Origin of the sequence: Marseilla massiliensis (assembly GCF_023336985.1) — a bacterium.
Taxonomy (GTDB): domain Bacteria; phylum Bacteroidota; class Bacteroidia; order Bacteroidales; family Bacteroidaceae; genus Prevotella; species Prevotella intestinigallinarum.
On the sequence record NZ_JAMBLP010000010.1, the window covers coordinates 77,067 to 100,278 of the forward strand.

The window sequence follows — 23,212 nt, forward strand, 5'->3', positions numbered from 1 at the left end:
GCGTTGGGCGTGAGGCCCATGCCGACTGGTGGCACAGCCCGAGACAGCACCCAAACGACTGGCTGACAGCAGCCTGCCCGGCCCTGCCCGACCCGATGGCGCGGCAGGCCATGGACGCGGGCCAAGGCCAAACTGCAGCCGGGGCAACGCTGGCGGGGCGCGCCTCTGGCAACAGCCACACAACCGGCGGGCAAGGCCAATTGCACTTGCACAAGCCTATGGAAGGGCAACGGGCCGGAAGCAACGTTAAAAAACAATAAACGCCAGCGCTTCAAAATGAGCGCCAAGTATACATGCCGGATATTTTCTGTATTTTTGCAGCGTTGACATGAACCTGAAAACAAACTTCATTCCGAATCAAACCAATAAACATTCGATTATCATTATGACTAAACACAAAAGACTACTCGGCGCGGGCCTGCTCCTGGTGGCCACGGCGGCAAGCGTATGCGCGCAAGATGTCAGGGTGCACCTTGACGAAGCCGGAACACTTGAATCGAAAATAGAGAAATCAAAGTTTGACCAAATCAAGTCTCTGACAATATCGGGCTACATCAACGGGACCGACCTTTATGACATAAGGAACATGGACAACCTGGAGACGCTCGACCTGTCGGATGCCACGATTCTGGCCAGCGGAAGCTTCGGAACGTCGACATACACAGAAAACAACACCGTAAGAAACGGCAACTTCAGCAACTGCGAGGTGCACACCCTGGTACTGCCAAACTCGCTGCTGTATGTGAAGAACCAGGCATTCTATCAAGCATACAATCTCGAGAAGATTGTCATCGGCGACCAGCTCGTCAGCTTTTCATATGAAGCATTTGTCAACCCGCAGAACGCGTATGGCCATTCCATAAACACATGCGACCGCATGAGAGAGTTTGTTGTGTCTGAAAACAACAAGAACTTTGCCTCGCCCGACGGGGTGCTGTACGACAAAGCCATGACCACACTGCTATCATACCCAAACATGAAGGCAAAAAAATACACCGTGCCTGAAGGCGTCAAGACCATTGGAGGCAAGGCTTTCAGCTGTTGCGACAACCTCTACGAAATCACACTGCCGCAATCTTTGGAGAAGGTTGAGGGCAGCGCGTTTGAAAGCTGCGAGCATTTGCTGAGCATTACGTGCCACAGCATGACACCGCCACAAACCACCGAAGGGCTCAACGGAGGCGTGTTCTACAATGTGCCTACGGGCAGCTGCATTCTCTATGTGCCCAAAGGCACTTACTCGGACTACTGGATGGCGCCCGGCTGGGGACGGTTCAAAAACATCGTTGAAATGGAGCCATCGGCCATCGGCGCCAACCGGCAAACCGGGCCTGAGGCACACAGCGTGGACGGGGGCATCGAGATAAGCGGCCTGGAGCATGGCGAGACGGCCGAGATTTATTCTGCCGGGGGCGTGAAGCTGTATTGCGGCGGCAACGGCACGGCCAAGCTGCCAACCGGGACTTACATCCTGAAGGCAAGGGGCTTGTCGGCCAAGCTCACTGTAAAATAAGGCCAGCGTGGGCAACGCTGAATAACATGCGGCACGTATGCGCCATGGTTTGGCGGCATTGCCATGGGCCACGCCACCTCGGCCGCAACCGCCGCTGACACACACGGCCAAGAACAGGCAGCAGAGCTTTATATTCCACATAACAAATAGGCATGCACCTACCATAGTACTCTGCCTCGAGGCGGTGTGGTCGCCGTGCCGGGCTAACAAGCTGCAGGCACAGCCATTGCCCAAGCATCGGCACGGCGGGCCGGCTTTTGGCCCAGGCGAAATGATGGGCGCGGCAGGCCAGACTGCCTGTGCTACCCGCAATCGGGGTGAGGCCGCGCCAACACAGCCGCCGGCGCTGGCCGCCCCTGATGTTTAAACTTGTTTAAACACAATGCAAAACAACAATGCAAGTGCCTTCTTTTGAGTAATTTTGCAGCTGCTTTGCCGCCGTTGCCGAATCTTAGGCGGCAAAAGCCGGATAAAATTACATGGGAAAATGGAAACAAGGAAAAGGAGCAGGCAGGAGTGGGCGCGGCGTTACGCCGCGTTTGTGGTGATACTTTTTGTAATAGCCTTCGGCACGTCGCTGTCGATAAGGGCCAACCTCGGGTCGTCGCCCATATCGGCGCCGCCCTACGTGCTGTCGCTCGTGCCGGGCATGGGGCTCACCATGGGGCAGCTCACCATGCTGATGCACGTGTTCTTCATCACGGCGCAGGTGGCCCTGCTGCGCCGCGACTTCGAGCGGAGGCAGTGGCTGCAGATAGGCGTGTCGCTGCTCTTCGGCTTCTACACCGACCTCACCATGTGGCTGACGAGCTTCATGCAGGTGCCATTCGACTTGCCCCCAGCCATTGGCCTGCCTCTGCGGCTGGCCGAGCTGCTGCTGGGCGGCGCGGTGCTGGCCTTCGGCATAGCCCTCGAGGTGCGCTGCGACTCGCTCATGCTGGCAGGCGAAGGCTTCCCGCTGGCCATCGCCAAGTTTAGCGGCCGCGACTTCAGCAGGGTGAAGATATGCACCGACACGCTGCTCGTGGCCGTGGGCTCGGTGTTCATGCTCGTGTTCTTCGGGCGGTGGGACTGGGCCATGGTGGGCCCGGGCACGCTCATATCCATGTTTTACGTGGGCATGATGGTGCGCGTGTTCTCACCCCACATAGCGTGGCTCGACGCCCTGCTCATACCCGGGGCCCACAGGCAGCAGGCCGGCGCGGCGCCCTCGCCCGACTATTGGGGCGGCCACACCGTGGTGACCATTGCCCGCACTTACGGCAGCGGGGGCGACGCCGTGGGCGAGGAGGTGGCCCGGAGGCTGGGATGGCCCTGCTACGACCGCCAGCTGATAGACATCACGGCGAGGCAGATGGGCTATGCGCCCGAGTTTGTGGAGCGCAGCGAACAGAACATTTCGGCCGCGAGGCTGTGGGAGATGGTGGCTGCCGACAGCGGCATACCGCGCTCTATGAACCCGTCGAAGGACGACGCCATCTTCGTGAGCCAGAGCCGCACCATCAGGAGCCTGGCCCAAAAGGGCGAATGCGTGATTGTGGGGCGGCTGGCCAACTGGATTCTGCGCGACGACCCCCACGTGGTCAGGGCGTTTGTGGGCTCGGGCGCCGGCGAGGCCGCACGGCGAGTGGCCCGGCAGCTGGGCATAGGCACCGACGAGGCCGCGCGCAAGGCCGCGCGGGTGAACAGCGGGCGGGCCATCCACTGCCGCCACTACACGGGGGTGAGGTGGGCTTCGCCGGCTGCCTACGACCTGATGGTGAACACCGACCGCATGGGCATTGAGGGGGCGGTGGCCACCATCATCGGGGCGGTGGAGCGCTCGCGCAAGGCCGCAGCCGACACCGGGCCAGCACGCTGACGCACAGGGCGTTGGACGGCAAGCGGCGTTTGGGGTTGCAAAACGGCCCGCATCACACCGCGAAACGGCCCGCATCGCACTGCAAAACGGCCCCCGCGGCAGCGCGCCGCTGGCCCCCGCCCGCCCCACGGCACACTGAGGGCCGCCCCGGCCGAGCCAGGCCACAGCGCCACCAGGCAAAAGGGCCGGCATGGGCAATCGGGCAACCCGGGCAGGCTGTGGCAAAAGGGTGGCTTGATGAAGTAATCACTGACGCAGAAAAACTTTTGGCCCTGATGCCCAATTGGGGGCAAAGCCCCGCCACGGGGGCGAGCACAAAGCAAGGCGGGCCGCACTCGGATAGCTCCAAGTGCGGCCCGCCCTCATACCGTCACGCCCCCCGTGGATGGCGGGGGACAGCGGCCTGCGGCCCATTGTCAGGCCAGCAGCCTCTTGACGGCCTCGCTGATTGACTTGCCGTCGGCGCGGCCCGCCAGCTGCTTCGAGGCCACTCCCATCACGCGGCCCATGTCCTTGACAGACTGTGCGCCCGTCTGGGCTATGATGTCGCGCACGGCAGCCTCTATCTCTTCGGCCGTGAGAGGCTGCGGCAGGTAGCCCTCGATGACGGCCACCTGCGCCAGCTCGGCGTCGGCCAGGTCCTGGCGGCCCTGCCCGGCGTAGAGCTCGGCAGAGTCGTGGCCCTGCTTGGCCAGCTTCTGCAGTATCTTCATCGCGTCTGCATCCTCGAGGGTGTCGTTGGCTCCCGGGGCGGTCTTGGCCTCGAGAAACACTTTCTTGATGTTGCGCAGGGCCTCGAGGCGCACCTTGTCCTTGGCCTTCATTGCTGCAACGATGTCTTTGCTTACTTGTTCAAATAGTGTCATGATAGTATAGTTTATTTAGCACGGCTTAGGCCACGGGCCCCGGCTCATGCAAACCTAATGGTTCCTTGCACCGGCTCGGCGGGCGTGTCGTCGTCGGGCTTCTGCACGTCGGGCGCCATGTTGCCCGCCTGGTAGTGTATGCTGTCCAGTATCTCGCGCGTGCGCTTGTAGGTAGGCGTCTGCTCTACGGCCGAGATTACGTCGTCGTTGTCAAGGTCTTCCGGCCTGAAGAGGTAAATGTGCGGGCGGCGCTTGTACTTCATGCTGCCGGCCTCGTTGCCATAGTAGCGGTTGCGGCGGTCTTGGCGCTCGGCGGCCTTCTCCTGCTCCTCGGCCATGCGGTTGGCGTCTTCCTGCGTGTGGCGCTTGAGGTGGCCGTTCATTCCCTCCACGTTCTCTATGCCGAATCCCGTGGCCAGTATGGTCACCTTCACCTTCTTGCCCAGCTCGGGGTCGGTGGCCAGCCCCCACTTTATCTCGAAGTCGCCGCCAAACTTGGCCATGAAGTCGTTCACGTCGTTCATTTCCTCCATCATCAGGCCGTCCTTGCCGTCGTTTTCGCCGCAGAACGATATGCTGAGCAGTATTTTCTTCGAGTTGAACACGTCGTTGTCGTTGAGCAGCGGCGAGTTCAGCGCGTCGTCGATGGCCTTCTTCACGCGGCCCTCGCCCTCGCCGTAGCCGGTGCTCATGATGGCCACACCGCCATCCTTGAGCACGGTCTTCACGTCGTTGAAGTCGAGGTTGATGAGCCCGTGCACTGTGATTATCTCGGCAATGCTGCGCGCCGCCACGCTCAGTGTGTCGTCGGCCTTGCCGAAGGCGTCGAGCACGGTGAGCTCGGGGTATATCTCGCGCAGCCGCTCGTTGTTGATTACGAGCAGCGCGTCGACGTGCTTGGCCATCTCCTCCACGCCGTCGAGGGCCTGGTCAATCTTGCGGGCGCCCTCGAAGCGGAACGGGATGGTGACAATGCCCACGGTGAGTATGCCCATCTCCTTGCTCACGCGGGCTATCACCGGGGCGGCGCCGGTGCCGGTGCCGCCGCCCATGCCGGCGGTGATGAACGCCATCTTGGTGCCGTCGCTGAGCATGGCCTTGATGTCGTCGAGGCTCTCCTCGGCAGCCTGGCGGGCGCGCTCGGGCCTGTTGCCGGCCCCGAGGCCCTCCTTGCCGAGCTGCAGGTGCACCGGCACTGGCGAGTCGTTGAGCGCCTGGTTGTCGGTGTTGCAGAGCACGAAGGTCACGTCGTGTATGCCCTCGCGGTACATGTGGTTGACGGCGTTGCCTCCGCCGCCTCCCACGCCGATGACCTTTATTATGCTGTGCTCCTTCTCGGGAGCTCCGAAGTCAACTATGTTGTTTGGGTAATTGCTGTTGTCTGCCATATCTTTCATTGTTGTTACGGGTTATGGATGGTGGGCGCGGCGCCCCCGGCGGGGCTGCGCCCGGCTCTGGGCCTCACTCTTCGGAGATGATGACGCGGCCGATGTCCTTGATGCGCTTGATGAACTTGTGGAGCGGGCTGTTCTGCTTCTTCTCCTCCTCAAGGCGCCTTTTCTCCTCCTGCTCGCGCTCCTGGGCCAGCCTCTCCTCCTCTTCGCGCTTCAGGCGGGCCTCCTCCTCGGCCTGCCTTTTCTCGGCCTCGGTCTGCACCACGCCCGGCTGTATCTCGTGGGGCTGGCGCGCCTTGGGCGGCTGCTCGCTGGCGCTCTGGGCCGGCTTGGCCGAGGTGAAGATGTCGCCGCCGGGCACCACCTCGCCCCCGGCGCAGTTGATGTCGCCCTTGGCAAGCAGCCCGAGCACGGTGTTCATGGTGCCGTTCTTCACCGTTATGTCGGGGTTGGTGGAGTGTATGGTGTGGGTGACAAACTTGGCCACCCTTATCTTCTCCACGTGGGTGTGGTTCATGAAGGCCCGCTCGATGTTCTTCATGTTCGAGCCGCCGCCGGTGAGGATGATGCCGCCAAGCAGCTTGTCGTAGTATTCCGACGGTATCTGGTACCACACGTTCTCTATTATCTCCTCGAGCCGGCCCTCGACAATCTCCACAAACTTGCGGCTCTCGACGCTGCGGTCGGCGTCTATGGGCAGCTTGAGCGAGTTGTCGATGTCGGTGTTGTCGGTGTATGCGCTGCCATACTTCAGCTTCATCTTCTCGGCGTCGGCCTCCTCCATCTGCAGCGAGGCTATGTCCTTGGTGATGTTTGCCGAGCCCAGCGGTATGACGGCCAGGTGCCTGAGTATGTTTTTGCTGAACACGGCCACGGTGGTGGTGTCGGCCCCCATGTCGACCAGCACGCACCCCGAGCGGCGCTCGGCCTCGGTGAGCACGCTGTCGGCCAGCGCGAGCGGCGCGAGGTACATCTCGGCCACGTTGATGCCGGCTGTCTCGAAGCACTTGTTGAGGTTCTTGTAGAACGCCTTGCGCTCGAGGATGTTGAGGAAGTTGCCCTCGAGCCGCGAGCACTGTATGCCCACCGGGTCGAGCTGCAGCTGCGTGTCTACGCGGTACTCCTGCACGGCGGCGTCGAGTATCTCCTGGTCGGGGTATTTCATGTTGCGGTTGGCGTCCATCAGTTCGATAACCATGTCTTGCGTGACCTTGGTGCCTGCCGGCAGGTCGCGGGCTATCACGTTGCGCACGCTGCGTATGGACTGGCCGCCAACGCCCACATACACCTGGGTGATTTCGGTCTTGAGCTGCGCCGTGAGCTTGCTCACTATGTTGGTCAGGCATAGCGCGGTCTTGTCGATGTTGTAGACGACGCCCTTGCGGATGAACGACGAGGAGTCTTCCCTGACCACGGCCAGCACGTTGATGCTGCCGTCAAGGTTCTTCTTCCCGGCTATTCCGGTCATCTTCGAAGAGCCGAGCTCTATTGCCACTATAAAATCCTTTGCTGCCATCATTATTTCTTTTTCTTGTTGTCGGTTTTGGTGTCGTTGTCACTCGGCGGGTGCCTGCACCGGCGCCGGGGCCTGCCGCTTCTTGCAGATAATCTGGTTGTCGAACTCGAGGCTTATGTACGAATACCTGTCCCAGCCCACGCGGCTGAGCCCGTACTTGTAAAACTTGCGCAGCCTGTCGAGCTTACGCTGCACGCCCACGGGCCTTCCGAGGTACACTATGTTGTCGCCCACGCGCGGCACCATCTCTATCGAGCCGTCGGCGAGCACGTTGAGCTGCACCACCTGGCTCTGCCAGAACTTGTCGGAGGCTATGGTGTTGCCTATCCTGGTGAGCACGCGCTTGGCGTATGCGCGGCTTATGGGGCCCGTGGCCACGACGATGTCGCTCACGTAGCGCGTGTTGGCCATGATGCCCCCGTGGTTGTCGACGTAGTAGTCGTCGCCCGACGCCGACTTGACGCGCACCACGGGCGTGCGCTGGCTGAGGTCTATGCACACAAAGCCGCCGTCGGTCTTGTACACCTCGGCCCCGGCCACGAACGGGCTGCGGCGCAGCGTCTCCTCGATGAGTCGCGTGTCGACCGCCGCCATGGGCCTGCCCAGCGGGTAGATGCCCTTGCCCTGCAGCATGCGCTTTATCTCGTCGGCGTCGAGGAAGCCGTCGACCGAGCTGTCGGCAATGTTGATTTTCACCTGCGTGCACACCGTGGCCTTGCCTTGCGGCTTGTTGAATGCGGTGACGGCCAGCAGCAGGTATGCGGCGAGGGCGGCGCTCAGGGCGCCCAGGGCTGTTTTCTTCCAGTTTAGCTTCATCATCATTGGCATGTCGCCGTAGCCGCCGTGGGGCGGCTCAGTCTTTTGTCCTTTCTTGCAGTATCTTGGTTATCTGGGGCATGTAGCTGTCGATGTCGCCCGCCCCGAGCACCACGAGCACGTCGAAGTCGTGGGTCCTGACATAGTCGGGCACCTCGTCCTTGCTTATCATCTCCTTGCCCACGCCCTCGGCCAGGTTGTCGTAGATGAGCTTCGAGGTCACCCCTGGGATGGGTTGCTCGCGCGCCGGGTAGATGTCGCAGAGCACCACGTTGTCCAGCAGGCTCAGGCTGCGGGCGAAGTCGGCGTAGAAGTCGCGTGTGCGCGAGTAGAGGTGGGGCTGGAATATGGCTGTGATGTGCCTGTCGGCGTACAGCTCGCGCAGGCTGGCCACGCTCTGCTGTATCTCCTTCGGGTGGTGTGCGTAGTCGCTGAGCAGCACGAGCCTGGGCGTGCGTATCTTGAAGTCGAAGCGGCGGTCGACGCCCCCGTAGGTGGCCATGCCGTAGAGCAGCTCGTCGGCGGTGCACCCGGCCAGCTGTGCCATGGCCATGGCGGCCACCCCGTTGTCGATGTTGATGGGCACGGGCTGGCCCAGCCTGACGCCCGCCACGCGGCCTGCGGGCGACACGAAGTCGAACGTTATCTCGCCGCCCTCGATGCTTATGTTCTCGGCATGGAAGTCGCCGGCGTCGCGCCCGTAGGTGTACAGCTCCACTCCCTGCTGCAGGCGGGGCTGCATCTCGAGCCCCGTGTGCATGATGAGTGCCCCGCCCGGCTGTATGAGCGAGGTGTACTTACTGAAGCTCTCGAGGTAGGCCTCCTTGGTGCCGTATATGTCGAGGTGGTCGGGGTCGGTGGCCGTGACCACGCTTATCCACGGGCTGAGCCAGTGGAATGAGCGGTCGTACTCGTCGGCCTCGATGACCACGTAGTCGCTCTTGCTGAGTATGTAGTTGGTGCCGTAGTTCTTGGCTATGCCGCCGAGGAAGGCGTTGCAGTCGAGGTGGCCCTGGTGCATGATGTGGGCACACATGGCCGACGTGGTGGTCTTGCCGTGCGTGCCTGCCACGCACAGGCCCTTGTGCGAGCGCGTGAGCTCGCCGAGCACCTGGGCTCGCTTCTCTATGCAGAAGCCCCCGTCGCGGAAGAAGCGCAGCTCGGCGTGGTCGGCGGGTATGGCCGGGGTGTACACCACGAGGCAGGCCTTGCTGTTCTTGCACACGTGGGGTATCTCGTCGGTGTTCTCCTCGTAGTGCAGCAGCATCCCCTCGCGCTCGAGCTGCCTTGTGAGCGGCGTGGGCGTCTTGTCGTATCCGGCCACCACCAGCCCGCGGGCCATGAAGTAGCGTGCCAGGGCGCTCATGCCTATGCCGCCGGCGCCTATGAAGTAAACTGCCTTTATGTCTTTCTGTTCCATTTGTGTTAGTTTGTTCTGTTGGTTCGTTGGGCCGCGTCACCTTCCCTGCCGGGCCAGGCGCACCACCTCGCGGGCTATGGTGTCGGCGGCGTCGGGCATTGCCAGCCGCTTGATGTTGGCCGCGAGCAGGGCCATGCGCTCGTTGTCGGCCACGGTCTCCAGCGCCGTCGCTATGACGGTGGCGGGGGCCTGGGCGTCGCTCACGCATATTGCGGCGTCCTTGGCCACGAGGGCCATGGCGTTCTTCGTCTGGTGGTCTTCGGCCACGTTGGGCGACGGCACGAGTATGGCGGGCTTGCCCACGAGGCACAGCTCGGATATGCTGCCCGCCCCGGCGCGGCTGATGACGAGGTCGGCCGCGCGGTATGCCGCGCCCATGTCGGCTATGAAGTCGGTCACGTAGAGGTTGGCGGGCTTGCCGCGCCGGGCCAGCTCGGCCGCTATGTGCTCCGAGTAGTACTTGCCCGTCTGCCATATAAACTGCACGCCCGACGTCTTTATCTCGCCGAGGTGGCCGAGCACGCTCTCGTTCATCGTGCGGGCGCCGAGGCTGCCGCCCACTATGAGTATGGTCTTGCGGCCGGCGCTGAGGCCGAACGAGGCCAGCGCCTCCTCGCGCGTGGCCTTGACCTGCGTGAGCGACTGGCGCACGGGGTTGCCGGTCTTCATTATCTTGTCGGCGGGGAAGAAGCGGTCCATGCCGTCGTAGGCCACGCATATACGCTGGGCCTTGCGGGCCAGCAGCTTGTTGGTGACGCCGGCATACGAGTTTTGCTCCTGCAGCAGGCACGGCACGCCCATCTTGGCGGCCTCGTTGAGCGTGGGCCCGCTGGCGTAGCCTCCCACCCCGACGGCCGCCATGGGCCTGAACTCGCGTATGATGCGCCGGGCCATGCGCTGGCTTTTCCATATCTTGAACAGCACCTTGACGTTGTGCAGCATGTTCTTGCGGTCGAAGCCGCATATTGGCAGGCCCTTTATCTCGTAGCCCGCTGCCGGCACGCGCTGCATCTCCATGCGGCCCAGCGCCCCCACGAAGAGTATCTTTGCCCCGGGGTGCTGCGCCTTGATGGCGTTGGCTATTGACACTGCGGGGAAGATGTGGCCCCCGGTGCCGCCGCCGCTTATTATTATCCTCAGTTCATCGTCCATGTCCGAATGAGTGTTGTATTTTCTGCAAAAGTACTAATTTTATCTTGTTTGCGCTAATTTTACCCGCATATTTTTAAGGCTCCGGCGGAAAACGCGGCCCTGCGGAGCAGCGCCTCCGAGCGCGCTGTATCACAGCCAGTTGGCAATACGGGTCGTTTGGCTGTGCCGCGGGGGCCGTTTGGGCATCCCGGACGGGCCGTTCGGCCTGGCGGCGGGGGCCGTCTGGGCGCCGGGCCTGTCCCCGGGCGCGGGTCAGGCTGCCTCGGCCTCCGCGCCGGGCTGGCTGTCGCCGCGCCTCGAGCTGCCGGCTTTCTTTGCCGAGCGGCTCACGCTCAGTATGGCGCCGATGTATGCGCAGCTTATGATGGTCGACGTGCCGCCCTTGCTTATCAGCGGCAGGGGCTGGCCCGTGACGGGCACGTAGCCCACCACGACGAGCATGTTGAACGTGGCCTGCACCACGAGCATCAGCGCGAGCCCCATGGCCAGGAATGCCGGGAAGTTGTTTTCGCAGCGGCTGGCTATGCGCGCCGTGCGGAAGAGCAGCACTATGTAGAGGAACACCACGACGATGGCTCCGCCTATGCCGGTCTCCTCGATGATGATGGCGAAGATGAAGTCGGAGAAGGCCTGGGGCAGGAAGTCGCGCTCCACCGAGTTGCCCGGGCCGCGCCCTATGACGTTGCTCGACACGATGGCTATGTTGGCGTGGGCCACCTGGCCGTCGCGGTCGAGGTCGTAGTCGGCGGGCGGTATGTAGGTGTCGTCGAGGAAGTCGTCGATGCGGGCCTTCCACGTGTCGGCACGGTGGAAGAGCTTCTCGACCACCGTCTCGTCTTTCTTCTGCCCCTCGGCGCCGGCGCCGTCGGCCCCGAGCACCTCGGTCTTGGCCAGCCTGGGGTCTTCGCGGCCCTTGTCGTGGCCCACGGCCATGACGAGCGTCAGCGCCAGCACGGCGCCCACGGCCACCACGCCCAGCAGCTTGCCTACCTGCGCCATGGGCACGCGGCCCACTATCATCATGAGCAGCACCACCACGCAGAGCAGCACGGCCGTCGACAGGTTTTCGAGCATGATGAGGAAGGCCAGCGGCAGCGATATGCAGAGTATGTACTTGAACGCCTTCTTGTCGGCCCCGCGCTCGCCCTGCATGGCGCTCAGTATCTGGGCCTCGGCCAGTATCATGGTGCCCTTGGCTATCTCCGACGGCTGGAAGGTGAAGCCCAGTATGGGTATGACGCGCTGCGCGCCGTTGACGGTCTCGCCGGCCATGAGCACCCACACCAGCGTGAGGAACGACACCAGCAGCAGGAACGGGGTCATGAGCTTGAAGTAGCGGCACGGTATGTTGACCGTGAGCACGGCCACGGCCACTCCGGTGAGTATGGTGCCCGAGTGCTTTACTATGGGCATGATGAAGTTATTGTTCTTGTAGGTGAACCAGCTCGATGCGCTGAACACCTCGACCACGCTTATCATGCACAGGAAGAAGAAGACCATCCAGATGACCTTGTCTCCCTTGAATATGTTGGATAGCTTTTTGTTCATTGTCGTTACGGTTGGTTTGCCCGCCGCGGCGGCGGCCCTGGCTGCGGGCAGGGCGTCCGGGGCGGGCCTTGGGCTATAGCTTCCTTACCATGTCCTTGAACTGCTCGCCGCGGTCTTCCATGTTCTTGAACAGGTCGAAGCTGGCGCAGCAGGGGCTGAGCAGCACCGTCTCGCCGGGTTGGGCCAGCTCGTAGCAGGCGTCGACGCACTCGCGCATGGAGTGGGTGTCGCGCACGGGCAGGCCCAAGGGGTCGAAGAAGGCGTGCAGCTTGGCGTTGTCGGCGCCGAGGTACACCAGCGCCGAGCACTTCTCGGCCACCAGGTCGCGTATGGCGCTGTAGTCGTTGCCCTTGTCCTTGCCGCCGAGTATGAGCACCACCTTGGTCTTCATGCTCTCCAGGGCATACCAGCAGGCGTCGACGTTGGTGGCCTTAGAGTCGTTGACATAGAGCACGCCGCGCACCGTGGCCACCTTCTCGAGGCGGTGCTCCACGCCGGGGAAGTCGCTGAGGCTCTTGCGTATCACGTCCTTGCGTATGCCGCTGATGTTAGAGGCTATGCCCGCGGCCAGGCTGTTGTATATGTTGTGGCGGCCGGTGAGGCTGAGCGACTCCTGCTCCATGTTGAATGGCGTGGGCCACTCTATCTTGTACTGGCCCTCCTCGATGTAGCCTATGCTGCCGCGCTCCTTGAGCTCGGAGAACGGGCACTGCACGGCCTTGATGTCATACTTGTCGAGCTCGCGACGGATGATGGGGTCGTCGTTCCAGTAGATGAACGCGTCGTCGCCCGTCTGGTTGCGTATGATGCGCATCTTCGCGTCGACATAGTTCTGCATGCAGTTGCCGTAGCGGTCGAGGTGGTCGGGGGTTATGTTGAGCAATATGGCTATGTTGGCCCTGAAGTCGTACATGTTGTCGAGCTGGAACGAGCTCAGCTCGATGATGTAATACTCGTGAGGGTCTTCGGCCACCTGCAGGGCGAGCGAGTGTCCGATGTTGCCGGCCAGCCCGGCGTCGTAGCCCGCCTGCCTGAAGATGTGGTAGATGAGCGACGTGGTGGTGGTCTTGCCGTTGCTGCCGGTGATGCATATCATCTTCGAGCTGGTGTAGCGCCCGGCAAACTCGATCTCGCTGATGATGTGGATGCCGCGCTCCACGGCCTTGAGCACCATCGGGGCGTCCGACGGTATGCCCGGGCTCTTTATTATCTCGTCGGCCCGCAGCACCTTCTCCTCGGTGTGGCGGCCCTCCTCCCAGGCTATGCCGTGGCTGTCGAGCATCTGCTTGTACTTGTCCTTGATGGCCGACATGTCGGACACAAAGACGTCGAAGCCTTCTTTCTTTGCCAGCACGGCGGCACCCGCGCCGCTCTCGCCGGCCCCTAATATCACAATTCTTTTCATCCTTCCGTATCGTTTTTATGAGGAGTTGCAGGAGTGATGGCAATCGGAATGCGGGAGTACCGGAGCATGCCTTTAGGAGACAGGAGTGCAGGAGTGCAGGAGTACAGGCATTTGCATTCGACTATCACCGCTCAACTCTCTCTTTACTTTTAATTATTAACGTTTAATTCTTTAGCTTGGAGTGCAGACATCAGCCTCTTCCCCCAGCCTTCCGCCCACACCGCGCAGCCCGTTTTTAACTCTTAATCCTTAATTCTTAATTCAGAATGCAGGAGTACAGGAGTACAGACATTTGCTTTTGACTATCGCAGCGCAGCCCGTTCTTAACTCTTAATCCTCAATTCTTATTTCAGAATGCAGGAGTACAGGAGTACAGACTTTTGCATTTGGCTATCGCAGAGCAGCCCGTTCTTAACTCTTAATCCTTAATTCTTAATTCAGAATGCAGGAGTACAGGAGTACAGACATTTGCATTTGACTATCGCAGCGCAGCCCGTTCTTAACTCTTAATCCCTAATCCTTAATTCAGAATGCAGGAGTACAGTAGTACAGACATTTGCTTTTGACTATCGCAGCGCAGCCCGTTCTTAACTCTTAATCCTCAATTCTTATTCCTTAATTCTTAATTCTTAACCCTCCCCCGCTATCTTACCTTCAGCGTGATTATGGTGAGCGCCGCCAGGATGATGGTCACTATCCAGAAGCGGATGGTAATCTTCGACTCGTGTACCACGCTCTTTGGCCCGCGCCACAGGTAGCGGCAGTCGGCGTCGAGCTGCCTGTCCTCGGTGCGGAAGGTGTCGTGTATGGGGGCGCGCTTGAATATGCGCTGCTTCACGCCGCGCCTCTTCCCCATCTTGTAGTACCACACCTGCATCATCACGCTGAGGCTCTCGACGAAGAAGATGCCGCAGAGTATGGGCAACATGAGCTCCTTGTGGATGATGATGGCGCCCACGGCGATGATGCCCCCGATGGTCAGCGAACCCGTGTCGCCCATGAATATCTGGGCCGGGTAGGCGTTGTACCACAGGAAGCCGATGAGCGCGCCCACGAAGGCGCACATGAACACCACCAGCTCCTGGCTGCCGGGGATGTACATTATGTTGAGGTAGGCGGCATATTCGATGTGGCTCGACACATAGGCCAGTATGCCCAGGGACACGCCGATGATGGCCGAGTTGCCGGCGCACATGCCGTCCATGCCGTCGTTGAGGTTGGCCCCGTTGGACACGGCCGTCACCACGAGTATGGTCATCACCACGAAGAGCACCCAGCCGGCGGCCGTCTTGTACTTGCCGCAAAACGACATCAGCCTCGAGTAGTCAAGGTTGTGGCCTTTGACAAAGGGAATGGTGGTCTTGAGCGACTTGGTCTCCTGGCTGCGGTGCTTGACCACCAGCTCCTCGGTCTGCTGCTTCTCTATGGCCACGTTCTCGCGCATCACGGCGTCGGGGCTGAAGTAGAGCACCAGCCCCACTATGAGGCCGAGGCCCACCTGGCCCACAATCTTGAACTTGCCGCGCAGCCCCTCCTTGTTGTGGCGGAATATCTTGATGTAGTCGTCGAGCCCGCCGAGCAGCCCGAGCCACACCGTGGTGACTATCATCAGTATGATGTAGATGTTGCGCATGCGCCCGAGCAGCAGCACGGGCACGAGTATCGCCACAATGATTATCACGCCGCCCATCGACGGCACGCCCACCTTCTGCAGCCCGAAGGGGTCGATGGACGCGTCGCGCTGCGTCTCGGCAATCTGCTTGCGGCGCAGGTACTTGATGAACTTCTCGCCGAACCACGCCGAGATTATCAGCGACAGCACCAGGGCCATGAGCGAGCGGAACGATATGTACGACCACACGTGGGCCCCGGGTATGCCGAACTGGTCGAGGAATCGGAACAGATAGTATAACATGTCTTGCTTTATTACGTTTTCATTACTTTGAGGCGCGGCGCGGAACGTGCCGTCCGGGACTGCGGTACAGGCCGTTTGGCAATGCGGCGGGGGCCGTCCGGCGCGGCCGCGGGGGCCGTCTTGCCATTCCGCGCCAGCCCGGCGCAAACGCCTCCGGCTGCCGCTGCCCCCGGCCCCGGCGTCAGGCCAGGCCCATCACCTTCCTCAGTTCTTCCTTGTCGTCGAAGTGGTGCTTCACCCCCCTTATCTCCTGGTAGTCCTCGTGGCCCTTGCCTGCCACGAGCACCACGTCGCCCTTGCGGGCCATCATGCAGGCCGTGCGTATGGCCTCGCGGCGGTCGGCTATGCTCACCACCTTCTTCATCTGCCTGGCGTCGAGCCCGGCGAGCATGTCGGCGATGATGTCCTGCGGGTCTTCGAAGCGGGGGTTGTCGCTGGTTATTATCACCGTGTCGCTCTGCCTTACGGCCTCCTGGGCCATCAGCGGGCGCTTGCCCTTGTCGCGGTTGCCGCCCGCGCCGCACACGGTGATCACGCGCCCCTTGCCGCCGAGCACCTCGTGTATGGCCGCGAGCACGTTCTCGAGGGCGTCGGGCGTGTGGGCGTAGTCGACGATGGCCGTGAAGCCCTCGGGCGACCTGATGGGCTCGAGGCGCCCGCTGACGCTGTGCAGCGTGCTCATCACCACGAGCACGTCGTCGGGCTGCTTGCCCAGCATGACCGCCGCGCCGTAAACGGCGAGCAGGTTGCTCACGTTGAACTTGCCGATGAACTGCACGCCGACCTCCCGACCGTCCACCTCGAGGTACATGCCCTCAAAGTGGCACTCCACGATGCGGGCCCTGAAGTCGGCCATCGAGCGCGTGGAATAGGTCTTGACCGTGGCCTTGGTGTTCTGCACCATCACCATCCCGTTCCTGTCGTCGGCGTTGGTTATGGCGAAAGCCCCCTTTGGCAGCGAGTCGAAGAAGGCCTTCTTGGCGTTGCGGTAGTTCTCGAACGTCTTGTGGTAGTCAAGGTGGTCGCGCGTCAGGTTGGTGAATATGCCCCCGGCAAAGGCCAGCCCCCCGATGCGCTTCTGCGCTATGGCGTGGCTGGAGCACTCCATGAAGGCATACTCGCAGCCCTCGGCCACCATGCGGGCCAGCAGCGAGTTGAGCTCAATGGGGTCGGGGGTGGTGTGGTCGGCGGGCAGCCTCTCGCCGTCGATGTAGTTGCACACCGTAGATATGAGGCCGCACCTGTGGCCCATCTTGCGGAACATCTCGTAGAGCAGCGTGGCTATGGTGGTCTTGCCGTTGGTGCCGGTGACGCCCACAAGCCTGAGCCTGCGCGACGGGTCGCCGTAGAATAGCGTGGCCACCGGGCCCACGGCGTCCTCGGTAGACGGCACCACGGCGTAGGCCACGCCCGGCGCCACCTCGGCGGGCAGCTCCTCGCAAAGCACGGCGGCGGCCCCCTGGGCCACTGCCTTGGGTATGAAGGCGTGGCCGTCGGCCTGCGTGCCGCGCATGGCCACGAACAGGTCGCCGGGCTTCACGCGCCGCGAGTCAATCTGCACTCCCGTTATCTCGGCCCCCGCGTCGCCTACTATGCGCGCCGGGCCGGCATTCTTGAGCAAGTCGCTAAGTGTCATATTTCATTTATGTTTTGGTTCGTATGTATGCCTTTGGAGCCGTCGGCCGGCGCCGCGCGGGCCCGGCGGGCCTATTCCAGATAGAGCACGCACTCCCGCCCGCGGCGCAGCGTGGTGCCCGGCTCGCAGCTCTGGCGCTTCACCCGGCCCCGCCCGTGCAGCCTCACCCTGAGCCCCTGGCTCTCGAGCAGGTAGACGGCGTCGCTCGCGCCCATGCCCCTGACGTCGGGCACAGTGCCCTTGGGCGTGTTCACCCGCGCCAGGTCGACGGCCTTGGGGCCCGTGGTGGCCCTGCCCCACACCGGGGTGCCGGCGCTGCCGGTGCCGCCCCAGTCGCGGTTGGACGCCACGCCGAGGTCGCGCAGCACGTAGTCGGCAGCCACGACGTTGCCCGACTTCACCTCGGGCACCATCGCCGCCGACGGGTCGCGGGCGTCGTCGATGCTCAGCTTTATGTGGCGCGCCATCACGCCCTCGGCTATGTGGTGGAACACCAGGCCGCTCATGCCGCCGCCCGATGCGGGCAGCCCCGACTTGCGTATGCACACTATGCAGCTGTAGCGGGGCTCGTCGGCGGGGAAGTAGCCTGCAAAGCTCAGCCAGTAGTCAACGGTGCCGCTGTGGTATCCGGCCGCCCCCTTCGACACCTGGGCCGTGCCCGTCTTGCCGGCCACGCGGAAAAGCCTCGACCCGGCCTTCTTGCCAAGGCCCTGGCTCACCACGTGCTCGAGCACCGTCTGCAGCGTGCGCACCGTCTGCGGCTTGCATATTCGCTCCTTCTGCACCACGGGCGGGAACTCCATGATGGTCTCGCCGTTCTTCACCACCTTCTTCACAAACCGCGGCCTCATCATCTTGCCGTCGTTGGCTATGGCGTTGTAGAACGCCACGGTGTTTATCGGGGCCACCTGTGTCTCGTAGCCTATGCTCATCCACGGCAGCGCCGTCTTGCTCCAGTTGAGCCACTGGCCGCGCTTGTTCTTCTTGGGCATGCGTATGATTGGCTTGGCATAGCCCACGAGCGGTATGTGCAGGTCGTCGGCTATGCCCGTACGGTAGAGCCCCTCGACGTACTTCTCGGGGTGGTCGTAGTAGAAACGGTCTATCACGTAGCTCACCCCGATGTTGCTGCTCACCTCGAGCGCCCTGGCCACGTTGATGTCCTGGTAGCCCCCGCGGCGCCAGTTGTGGTCTTTCATGAAGCGCCCGTGCATGTCCATCACGCCGCTGCCGGTGTGTATGACGTAGCTCGTGTCGACCACGCCGTCGTCGAGCGCCACCATTATCGAGGCCGGCTTGAACACCGAGCCCGGCTCGCACCTGTAGCTGATGGCGTTGTTCATTATCTCGCGGTACTCGCCGTCGGCGCACCGTGTCATGTTGACCATGGCCTTGACGTCGCCCGTCTGCACCTCCATGAGTATGGCCACGCCCATGTCGCCGTTCACCTTGCGCAGCTCGTCGATGAGCGACCGCTCGGCGATGTCCTGCATGGTGACGTCGATGGTGGTTATGATGTCGGCCCCGTTCACGGGCGGCGTCACCGGCACGCTCATGTAGTTCTTGAGCACCTTGCGCCGGTGGGTGATGCCGTCGGTGCCCCTCAGTATGGAGTCGTACGACAGCTCGAGGCCGCACCTGGCCGTGTCCTTGGCGCCAAACATGTCGCCCACGGTGCGGCTGGCCAGCGAGCCGAAGGGCCTGCGGCGCGAGTTGAACTCCTCGGTGTGGAAGCCCCCCTTGTTCTTGTCGAGCCTGAAGACGGGCAGTTTCTTCACCTCGGTGTACGTGCCGTAGTCGATGCGCTGCTTCCACACGGGCCAGTGGCGCGCCCCCTTCTCGAATCCCTTGGTGAGGTCGCGCTTGAACTCCTTGGCCGACTTGGCCGGGAAGATGCGGTTGAGGCCCTCGCAGATGAGGTCGACGCTGTCGGTCCACATCGTGTCTATGCGCTGCCCGCCGGGCATGAAGTCCATGAATATCCTGAACTCGGGTATGCTGCTTGCCATGAGCTGCCCGTCGCAGCTCAGTATGTTGCCGCGCGTGGGCTTCACGCTGAGGCTGTCGCGCACGAGCCTGGCGGCCACGTCGCTCCAGTATTGCTTCTCGGCGGTCATGATGTATCCGGCCTTGCCGATGATGGCAACGCCTATCAGTGTGAACGCCACGGCTATGGCGAAGTAGCGCGGCATGACCTTATCGCTGTTAAACTTGCTCATTCCTCCTCGTCGGGTACGGTTATTATGTAGGGCGGCTGCTCTGCCGGGTGCAGCAGGCTGTCGGCATTGTTCTTCAGTATCTCCAGTATGTGGCTCTCGCGGCACCGCTCGGTGAGCGTGCTCGAGCTCGACAGGGCCTTGTACTTGGCGTCCTTGAGCTCGGCCTCAAGCCTGTTGATGGTCACCAGGTCCTGCTGGCACTGGTACCTGAAGGCCACATATATTATTGTGAAGACGACCACTATCACCACGAGCCATATCTGGCTCCTCACCAGCTGTGCGTTGAGTATGTCGCCTCCGAGTATCTTGCGCAGCGTGAGCGTGGCCGAGGGGCGCGGGTCTTCCTCGCGCGCGCTCTCCCTGATGGCCGCCGCCAACTGTTCGTCGGGGCTCTCCCACTGCTGCCCGGCCCCGGCCTCTGCCTGTGCGGCGCTGCCGCCGGCTGCCTGGCCCTGCTGTTCCTTATCCTTGTCTGCCATTGTCAATAGGACTGTCTTTTGGTTATATTAACTGTGTCGGGGGCCCGTAGGCTCCCCTGCCGGCGCCGGCCTCACCGCCGCCCCACCTTCTCGGCCACGCGGAGCTTGGCGCTGCGGCTGCGCGGGTTGGCCTGCTGCTCGGCGTCGGAGGGCACGGTGACCTTGCCCCCGAGCTGCCTCAGCGGCGCCTCGGTGCGCCCGTAGAAGTCGCGCTCCACCCTGCCGGCCACGTTGCCCGAGCGCATCACGTTCTTCACCATGCGGTCTTCGAGCGAGTGGTAGGTGATGACGGCCAGCCGCCCGCCCGGGGCGAGCAGCTCCACGGCGGCCCCGAGCATCTCGGCCAGGGCGTCCATCTCGTGGTTCACCTCTATGCGCAGGGCCTGGAACAGCCGCGCGGCGTCTTTCTTGGCCCGCTGCTGGGGCAGCAGCCCGCCGACGGCGCCCATAAGGTCGGACGTGGTGAGCAGCGGGGCCGACTGCCGCGCCCTCACTATGGCGGCGGCCAGACGGCGCGCGTTTCTCAGCTCGCCGTAGAGGTAGAGCACGTCGGAGAGGCGCTCCTCGCTGTAACTGTTGAGCACGTCGGCTGCCGTGGCCCCGGCGCGCTTGTTCATGCGCATGTCGAGCGGGGCGTCGAAGCGGAACGAGAAGCCGCGCGCGGCGTCGTCGAGGTGGTGGCTCGACACTCCGAGGTCGGCCAGCAGCCCGTCTATGTGGTCTTCGCCGTAGTAGCGCATCCAGTTCTTCAGGTAGCGGAAGTTGCTCCGCACAAAGGTGAAGCCCTCGCCGCCGAAGGCCTGGCGCTCGGCGTCGGCGTCCTGGTCGAACCCGTAAAGGCGCGCCCCGCCGCTGAGCCGGGCCATTATCTCGCGGCTGTGCCCCCCGCCGCCGAAGGTCACGTCGACATAGACGCCGCCGGGCCTTATGCCCAGCCCGTCGACACTCTCGCGGAGCAAAACCGGTATGTGGTAACAATCCATAACTCGTAACGTCGGTAATACATCGGTGCGGCGCGGCGGCCGCAGGCCGGCCGCGCCATGGGCAGCGCCCGTCAGCCGGCATCGGCGGAGGAGCCGCCGGGGCCCATGGCCCGCTGAAGCGCCTCGCCGAAGGCGGCCGGGTCGACAAAGCCTGTGCCGCCGGGGCCCGACGGCCATATCTCGATGGTGTCGCCCATGCCTATGAAGCGCACGTCCTGCCCTATGCCGGCCTGGCGGAGGCACCGCCGCGGTATGAGGAAACGCCCGCTGGCATCGAGGGCCACGGGCTCCACCTCGCTCACAAACTGGCGGAAGAGCTGCTGCTCGTCGCGGTCCCAGCGGCTCAGGCGGCTGCGCAGGCTGTCCATCTGCTCGCCCCAGACGCTCTCGGGATAGAGCACCAGGCAGGCCTGGAACACGTCTTTGCGCATCACCATGCCCTGCTCGCCTGCGCCCTGCAGCACCTTGCGGAATGCCGCGGGCAGGAACACGCGCCCCTTGGCGTCGAGCTTGGCCTCTATGTTTCCCAGGAATCGCATACTGACGGACATGCTGCTTTCGTTTCGGCAAAGATACACATTTTCCTCCACACGGCCCCACTTTCCCCCACTTTTTTGCGGCTCGCCCCACATTTTCTTGACCTTGCCCAACCGGCGGCATTGCCCTGCCGGCGGGGCCCCGCAGCGGCCGCCCTGCCGCGGGGCGGTAAATTATGTTTACCCCGGCATGCAGCGCCCCGCCACGCCCCGCCCGCGCCTTGCGAAACGGCCCCCGCCGCAAGCCCGTATGGCACAGACGGCAAGCCCGCGGGGCACGTTTTGCAAACCAGGCCCGGACAGGGGCCGGAACGGGGATGGCGGCCATGGGAGGCGGCGGCCGAACAATGTTTACAAACAGGGGGCGGGGCGGCCCTACTGTGCGGCCGGTGATGTTGGCAAATGTTAAATGGCGCGCGGCGGCGGGCGCCCACCGTTGGCCGACAGCAAAAAAATGGCTACCTTTGCACACCGGCCCGCACCATGCCGGCAGGCAGGCCGCCCCGCAGCGGGCAGCCGCCGTGCCGGCAGGCCGCGACGGCCGCAACCCAACCAAGACCGACAGACATGACAACAGACTGCAGGCGGCTTGCCGCCGAGGCCACCGGGCTGCTGAGGCGGCTCATAGCCACGCCGTCGGTGAGCCGCGACGAGAAGGCGGCCGCCGACATTATCGAACAGTTCATGGAAGACAGGGCCATGAGCCCCCGCCGCGAGGCCAACAACGTGTGGGCCGTGGCCCCGGGCCACGACGACAGCCGCCCCACGCTGCTGCTCAACGCCCACATCGACACGGTGAAGCCCGTGGCGTCGTGGACGCGCGACCCCTTCTGCCCCACCGTAGAGGGCGGCCGGCTCTACGGGCTGGGCAGCAACGACTGCGGCGGCGGGCTGGTGAGCCTGCTCGCCACATACTCGGCCATGGCCCGGGCGCCACGGGCCTACAACCTTGTGTGCCTGGCATCGGCCGAGGAAGAGGTGTCGGGGGCCGACGGCATCAGCCGCGCCCTGCCGCTGCTGCCGCGCATCGACGTGGCCATAGTGGGCGAGCCCACGGGCATGCAGCCCGCCATCGCCGAGAAGGGGCTCATGGTGGTAGACGCCGTGGCCCGCGGGCGCTCGGGCCACGCCGCCCGCGCCGAGGGGGTGAACGCCATATACAAGGCCATCGACGACATAGCATGGCTGCGCTCCCACCGCTTCGGCAGGGTGAGCCCGCTGCTGGGCCCCACGCTCGCCACGGTGACGGTGATTGACGCCGGCACCCAGCACAACGTGGTGCCCGACGAGTGCCGATTCACCATCGACGTGCGCTCCAACGAGCTGTACACCAACGCCGAACTGCTCGACGAGCTGCGCGCGGGCATGGGCAGCGAACTCACGCCACGGTCAACGCGCCTGGGCTCGTCGGCCATCGACCCCGCCCACCCGCTCGTGGAGCGGTGCCGGGCCATGGGCATGGTGCCATTCGGCTCGCCCACGCTCTCGGACCAGGCCCTCATGCCGTTCCCCTCGATGAAGCTCGGGCCCGGCGACTCGGCCCGCTCGCACTCGGCCGACGAATACATCGCCCTCGACGAGATTGCATCGGCCATCGAAACATACACCCAACTGCTCGACGGGCTGAGGCTGTAAGCCACTGTCCGAAATGGGAAACACTTTGGCCCGCCCCGCTTTTTTAACGCAGAGGCGGGCTTTTTTCTGAATTATTATACTATCTTTGCAATCGCAATGGTTCACTGCCACAAGTGATTAAAAGGGAACGGGGTGAGAATCCCCGACAGTCCCGCTGCTGTGAGCCGCCCTTACCAGGAACGAACAACAAAGCCACTGGGCATTGCCGGGAAGGCGTTCGTAATCCGGGCGGCAAGTCAGAAGACCTGCCTTGCGACACTGCCTGTCACCCCTCGAGGATAGGGGCGGCGGCACATGCCAACCAAGCGCTATGCAGAC

The 23,212-nt window shown here is 63.1% G+C and carries 17 protein-coding genes and 1 riboswitch; of the genes, 3 read left to right on the plus strand and 14 right to left on the minus strand.

Annotation, left to right across the window (positions count from 1 at the left end):
- Positions 1–385: 385 nt before the first annotated feature.
- Together M3089_RS08775 and M3089_RS08780 are read left to right on the plus strand one after the other, a co-directional pair.
- Positions 386–1,513 carry a leucine-rich repeat domain-containing protein gene (locus M3089_RS08775; protein WP_249083434.1) on the plus strand — a complete coding sequence of 376 codons (1,128 nt, stop codon included), beginning with the start codon at positions 386–388 and terminating at the stop codon, positions 1,511–1,513.
- A 487-nt stretch (positions 1,514–2,000) separates the two neighbouring features.
- A complete protein-coding gene (locus M3089_RS08780) occupies positions 2,001–3,374 on the plus strand; it encodes a cytidylate kinase family protein (RefSeq protein ID WP_249083435.1) in 1,374 nt (457 codons plus the stop codon).
- A 416-nt stretch (positions 3,375–3,790) separates the two neighbouring features.
- Here M3089_RS08780 and M3089_RS08785 read toward each other — a convergent pair whose 3' ends face one another.
- The 14 genes from M3089_RS08785 to M3089_RS08850 all read right to left on the minus strand — a co-directional run bounded on the left by M3089_RS08785 (position 3,791) and on the right by M3089_RS08850 (position 21,262).
- Complete coding sequence (locus tag M3089_RS08785; protein WP_205111555.1) at positions 3,791–4,240, minus strand: GatB/YqeY domain-containing protein; 450 nt, start codon at positions 4,238–4,240, stop codon at positions 3,791–3,793.
- A gap of 44 nt (positions 4,241–4,284) precedes the next feature.
- Positions 4,285–5,628: a cell division protein FtsZ gene (gene ftsZ, locus M3089_RS08790; RefSeq protein WP_205111563.1), complete on the minus strand. Its 1,344-nt coding sequence runs from the start codon at positions 5,626–5,628 to the stop codon at positions 4,285–4,287.
- Positions 5,629–5,701: 73 nt separating this feature from the next.
- Complete coding sequence (ftsA, locus tag M3089_RS08795) at positions 5,702–7,150, minus strand: cell division protein FtsA (RefSeq protein ID WP_205111561.1); 1,449 nt, start codon at positions 7,148–7,150, stop codon at positions 5,702–5,704.
- A gap of 39 nt (positions 7,151–7,189) precedes the next feature.
- Positions 7,190–7,972 (minus strand): cell division protein FtsQ/DivIB, encoded by a 783-nt coding sequence (locus tag M3089_RS08800; RefSeq protein ID WP_317236430.1) that lies wholly within the window; start codon positions 7,970–7,972, stop codon positions 7,190–7,192.
- A gap of 31 nt (positions 7,973–8,003) precedes the next feature.
- On the minus strand, positions 8,004–9,386 hold the full coding sequence (murC, locus tag M3089_RS08805) for a UDP-N-acetylmuramate--L-alanine ligase (protein ID WP_249083436.1): 1,383 nt from the start codon (positions 9,384–9,386) through the stop codon (positions 8,004–8,006).
- A gap of 36 nt (positions 9,387–9,422) precedes the next feature.
- Positions 9,423–10,538: an undecaprenyldiphospho-muramoylpentapeptide beta-N-acetylglucosaminyltransferase gene (gene murG, locus M3089_RS08810; protein WP_249083437.1), complete on the minus strand. Its 1,116-nt coding sequence runs from the start codon at positions 10,536–10,538 to the stop codon at positions 9,423–9,425.
- Positions 10,539–10,790: 252 nt separating this feature from the next.
- The gene (locus M3089_RS08815) at positions 10,791–12,086 is read right to left on the minus strand and encodes an FtsW/RodA/SpoVE family cell cycle protein (protein WP_249083438.1); all 1,296 of its coding nucleotides are present in this window, start codon (positions 12,084–12,086) and stop codon (positions 10,791–10,793) included.
- Between the two features lie 73 nt (positions 12,087–12,159).
- Positions 12,160–13,491 (minus strand): UDP-N-acetylmuramoyl-L-alanine--D-glutamate ligase, encoded by a 1,332-nt coding sequence (murD, locus tag M3089_RS08820; protein ID WP_249083439.1) that lies wholly within the window; start codon positions 13,489–13,491, stop codon positions 12,160–12,162.
- A gap of 643 nt (positions 13,492–14,134) precedes the next feature.
- On the minus strand, positions 14,135–15,406 hold the full coding sequence (locus M3089_RS08825; RefSeq protein ID WP_249083440.1) for a phospho-N-acetylmuramoyl-pentapeptide-transferase: 1,272 nt from the start codon (positions 15,404–15,406) through the stop codon (positions 14,135–14,137).
- Positions 15,407–15,587: 181 nt separating this feature from the next.
- Positions 15,588–17,042: a UDP-N-acetylmuramoyl-L-alanyl-D-glutamate--2,6-diaminopimelate ligase gene (locus M3089_RS08830; RefSeq protein WP_249083441.1), complete on the minus strand. Its 1,455-nt coding sequence runs from the start codon at positions 17,040–17,042 to the stop codon at positions 15,588–15,590.
- Positions 17,043–17,113: 71 nt separating this feature from the next.
- On the minus strand, positions 17,114–19,261 hold the full coding sequence (locus tag M3089_RS08835) for a penicillin-binding protein (protein ID WP_249083442.1): 2,148 nt from the start codon (positions 19,259–19,261) through the stop codon (positions 17,114–17,116).
- Positions 19,258–19,740: an FtsL-like putative cell division protein gene (locus tag M3089_RS08840; protein WP_239484054.1), complete on the minus strand. Its 483-nt coding sequence runs from the start codon at positions 19,738–19,740 to the stop codon at positions 19,258–19,260. The genes M3089_RS08835 and M3089_RS08840 overlap by 4 nt, the downstream gene beginning before the upstream one ends.
- A gap of 71 nt (positions 19,741–19,811) precedes the next feature.
- Positions 19,812–20,723, minus strand: a complete 912-nt coding sequence (gene rsmH / locus M3089_RS08845; RefSeq protein WP_249083444.1) for a 16S rRNA (cytosine(1402)-N(4))-methyltransferase RsmH — start codon at positions 20,721–20,723, stop codon at positions 19,812–19,814.
- 71 nt (positions 20,724–20,794) lie between these two features.
- Positions 20,795–21,262 (minus strand): division/cell wall cluster transcriptional repressor MraZ, encoded by a 468-nt coding sequence (locus M3089_RS08850; RefSeq protein ID WP_249083447.1) that lies wholly within the window; start codon positions 21,260–21,262, stop codon positions 20,795–20,797.
- 564 nt (positions 21,263–21,826) lie between these two features.
- Between M3089_RS08850 and M3089_RS08855 the strand changes: the two genes are divergently transcribed.
- Positions 21,827–22,894 (plus strand): M20 family metallo-hydrolase, encoded by a 1,068-nt coding sequence (locus M3089_RS08855; RefSeq protein WP_249083449.1) that lies wholly within the window; start codon positions 21,827–21,829, stop codon positions 22,892–22,894.
- A gap of 79 nt (positions 22,895–22,973) precedes the next feature.
- Positions 22,974–23,161: riboswitch (cobalamin riboswitch) on the plus strand.
- The last annotated feature ends 51 nt before the right edge of the window (positions 23,162–23,212 follow it).